The following is a 2,630-nucleotide window of genomic DNA, read 5'->3' on the forward strand; positions in this document are numbered from 1 at the left end:
GCTCGCGATAGCGGTGTATCAGTCAATGAAGAGGTAGGCTGAACCACCGCTATCGCGAGCAGGCTCACTCCTACAGGGGATTTGTGTTGGTTTGTCGGGCAGGGAAGAACAGTTCGAAGCAGGTCACGCCATCCGCACTGCTGGCGCTGTACCGGCCCTGATGCAACTGCATGATCGTTGCCACAATCGACAGGCCCAAACCATTCGATTGCGCTGAACGCTCGCGCGACTGATCCACGCGATAAAAGCGCTCGAACAACCGCGCCAGATGCTCAGGCGCAATGGTCGCGCCGTGGTTACGCACCCGCAGATAACTGCCCTCAGGCTCAGCGATCGCTTCAACCTGCACTGTCGAATCCGCCGCACCGTACTTGATCGCATTCGCGCAAAGGTTCGCCAGCGCCCGCCGCAGCAACATCGGCTCGGCCCAGATCACACCGCTGCCACGCGCTTCAATGCACACGCCAACATCCGCCGCCAACCCTTCAAAATAATCAGCAATGCGCTGCATCTCGTCCGCCGCATCGAGCTCCTGACGCTGGCTCAGCGCACTCGCCGGATCAGTGCGCGCAAGAAACAGCATGTTGTCGAGCATCCGCGTCAGCCGTTCCAGCTCTTCGACATTAGAGGCGAGCAACTGCTGATAGGCTTCGATGCTGCGGTTCTGATGCAGGGCGACTTGAGTTTCGCCAAGAAGGTTATTGATCGGCGTGCGCAGTTCGTGAGCCATGTCGGTGGACACCTGACTCAACTGCGCAAAACCTTTGGCGAGGCGATCGAGCATGGCGTTGAACGCATCGATCATCGGCAGCAATTCCCGTGGAGCGCCCTGGCTGTCGAGGCGTTCGCCGAGATTGCCGACACCGATGCCATGAGCGTGCCTGGCCAATCGGCGTAACGGCAGCAAACCGCGATACACCAGCAAACAACCAATCACCGCGAGCAGCAGCGCCGCCAACGTCGCCAGGCCATAAACACTCAAACGGTAATTGGCGAGCATCGCTGTGCGTTCGCTCATCAGGCGTCCGGTTGTGACTTGCAGATTGCCCAGCTCACCAGAGTCGATCTCCGCCGCCACCGCCGAAAACGGTACGCCGTTAACGTTCGGCAGATGCTGTACATCGTTCAGCGTCATCGTGTGATTGATCGGCACCGCTGGCAATGTCGGCGTGGTCAGGTTGCCCGGATTGACCACCAGCAATGGCGGTTCACCCGGCGCGCCGATGGTCAGCAGTGCCTCGCGGTTGCCGAGCATGTTCTGGAACAGCGCCGGTTTATTCTTGATCAGCTCGAGGGTGTTGCTGTCGTTAAGGAAGGTGCGCAACTGGTCGACGCGGCTGACCAGCGAAATGTCGTCGCGGCGAATCAGCTGTTCTTCCAGCTCGCTGTACAGCGCCGCGCCGAGCCCGGCCAGCGACGCGAAGGCGAGCAGGGCGAACACCAGCGCCAAGCGCAGGGTCAGGGAATACGTCCGTTTGACGCTCATGGCTGCGTGTCAAAACGGTAGCCGATGCCGCGCACGCTGTGGATCAGCTTGAGCTGGAACGGGTCATCGATTTTCGCCCGTAAGCGGCGTACGGCGACATCGACCACGTTGGTGTCGCTGTCGAAATTCATGTCCCACACCCGCGAAGCAATCAGCGAACGCGCGAGCACTTGCCCGGTGTGCGTGGCGAACAGTTGCAGCAGGGCGAACTCTTTATTGGTCAGGGTGATGCGCACTCCGCCGCGGCTTACGCGGCGTTTGAGCACGTCGATTTGCAGGTCGGCGACTTGCAGTTGTTCATCTTCATGAATCGGCCCGCGCCGGGTCAGGGTGCGCAGACGCGCCACCAGTTCGGCGAAGGAAAACGGTTTGATCAGGTAATCGTCCGCGCCCAGTTCGAGGCCTTTGACGCGGTCGGCGATGTCATCGCGGGCGGTGAGGAACAGCACCGGCGTGTCGGCCTCCTTGCGCAGTCGGCGCAGGACTTCCCAGCCATCCATTTTCGGCATCATTACATCGAGCACGATCACGTCGAAGCTGTGTTCCAGCGCCAGGTGCAAACCGTCGGCGCCGTTGCGCGCCAGGCTCACGCTGTAGCCGAGTTCCTGCAAACCGTTGAGCAGGTAATTGCCGGCCTTGGGTTCGTCTTCGACAACCAGAATATTCATCGATCACTCTCAATGGTCATTGATGCAGCCGCTGCCTTGCACGTCATAGTTCAGCACATGTTCGCGGCCCTGATGGTCGAGGTAGTTGAGTTGCGCCGGAACCACACCGCAGGCCTGAGAAATATCGGTGCTGGAGAGGACTTTGTCGACATCCAGATGGACGTAGAAGGCGGATTTGTCATGGATGACGGCGGTGTCGGGCATGTTCGCGGCGAACACGGAACCGGTGGCGAGGAGGGTGGTGAGGGCGAGCAGGAGGGTTTTCATGGTCAGTCACTCAGTGGTTGGTGTTGATCGGCGTTAGCGCCGGGACAACATCAGGCTACCGAGCGATCCGCACGGCAAACCGACAGCTGAATGACAAAGTTGTAATGAAACACACCCCTGTAGGAGCTGCCGAAGGCTGCGATCTTTTGATCTGTTTTTCTAGAAGCAAGATCAAAAGATCGCAGCCTTCGGCAGCTCCTACACGGGTT

3 protein-coding genes are annotated in these 2,630 nt (G+C 59.5%); all 3 read right to left on the bottom strand.

Translation table 11 applies throughout. The features are described 5' to 3' along the window. Positions 1-70: 70 nt before the first annotated feature. From QMX93_RS30460 to QMX93_RS30470, 3 genes are read right to left on the bottom strand one after another with little or no spacing between them, the layout of a single operon-like run. Positions 71-1,486 carry a heavy metal sensor histidine kinase gene (locus QMX93_RS30460; RefSeq protein ID WP_282359303.1) on the bottom strand — a complete coding sequence of 472 codons (1,416 nt, stop codon included), beginning with the start codon at positions 1,484-1,486 and terminating at the stop codon, positions 71-73. Next, the gene (locus tag QMX93_RS30465; RefSeq protein ID WP_159812423.1) at positions 1,483-2,154 is read right to left on the bottom strand and encodes a heavy metal response regulator transcription factor; all 672 of its coding nucleotides are present in this window, start codon (positions 2,152-2,154) and stop codon (positions 1,483-1,485) included. The genes QMX93_RS30460 and QMX93_RS30465 overlap by 4 nt, the downstream gene beginning before the upstream one ends. A 9-nt stretch (positions 2,155-2,163) precedes the next feature. Continuing rightward, positions 2,164-2,421 carry a DUF2790 domain-containing protein gene (locus QMX93_RS30470; RefSeq protein WP_282359305.1) on the bottom strand — a complete coding sequence of 86 codons (258 nt, stop codon included), beginning with the start codon at positions 2,419-2,421 and terminating at the stop codon, positions 2,164-2,166. Positions 2,422-2,630 lie beyond the last annotated feature (209 nt).

Source organism: Pseudomonas sp. PS01303 (assembly GCF_029959385.1).
Taxonomy (GTDB): domain Bacteria; phylum Pseudomonadota; class Gammaproteobacteria; order Pseudomonadales; family Pseudomonadaceae; genus Aquipseudomonas; species Aquipseudomonas rustica.

What these genes read in the sequence shown, in the direction of transcription:
- QMX93_RS30460 (WP_282359303.1), bottom strand. Translation starts at nt 1,486, where the DNA reads ATGAGCGTCAAACGGACGTATTCCCTGACCCTGCGCTTGGCGCTGGTG.
- QMX93_RS30465 (WP_159812423.1), bottom strand. Translation starts at nt 2,154, where the DNA reads ATGAATATTCTGGTTGTCGAAGACGAACCCAAGGCCGGCAATTACCTG.
- QMX93_RS30470 (WP_282359305.1), bottom strand. Translation starts at nt 2,421, where the DNA reads ATGAAAACCCTCCTGCTCGCCCTCACCACCCTCCTCGCCACCGGTTCC.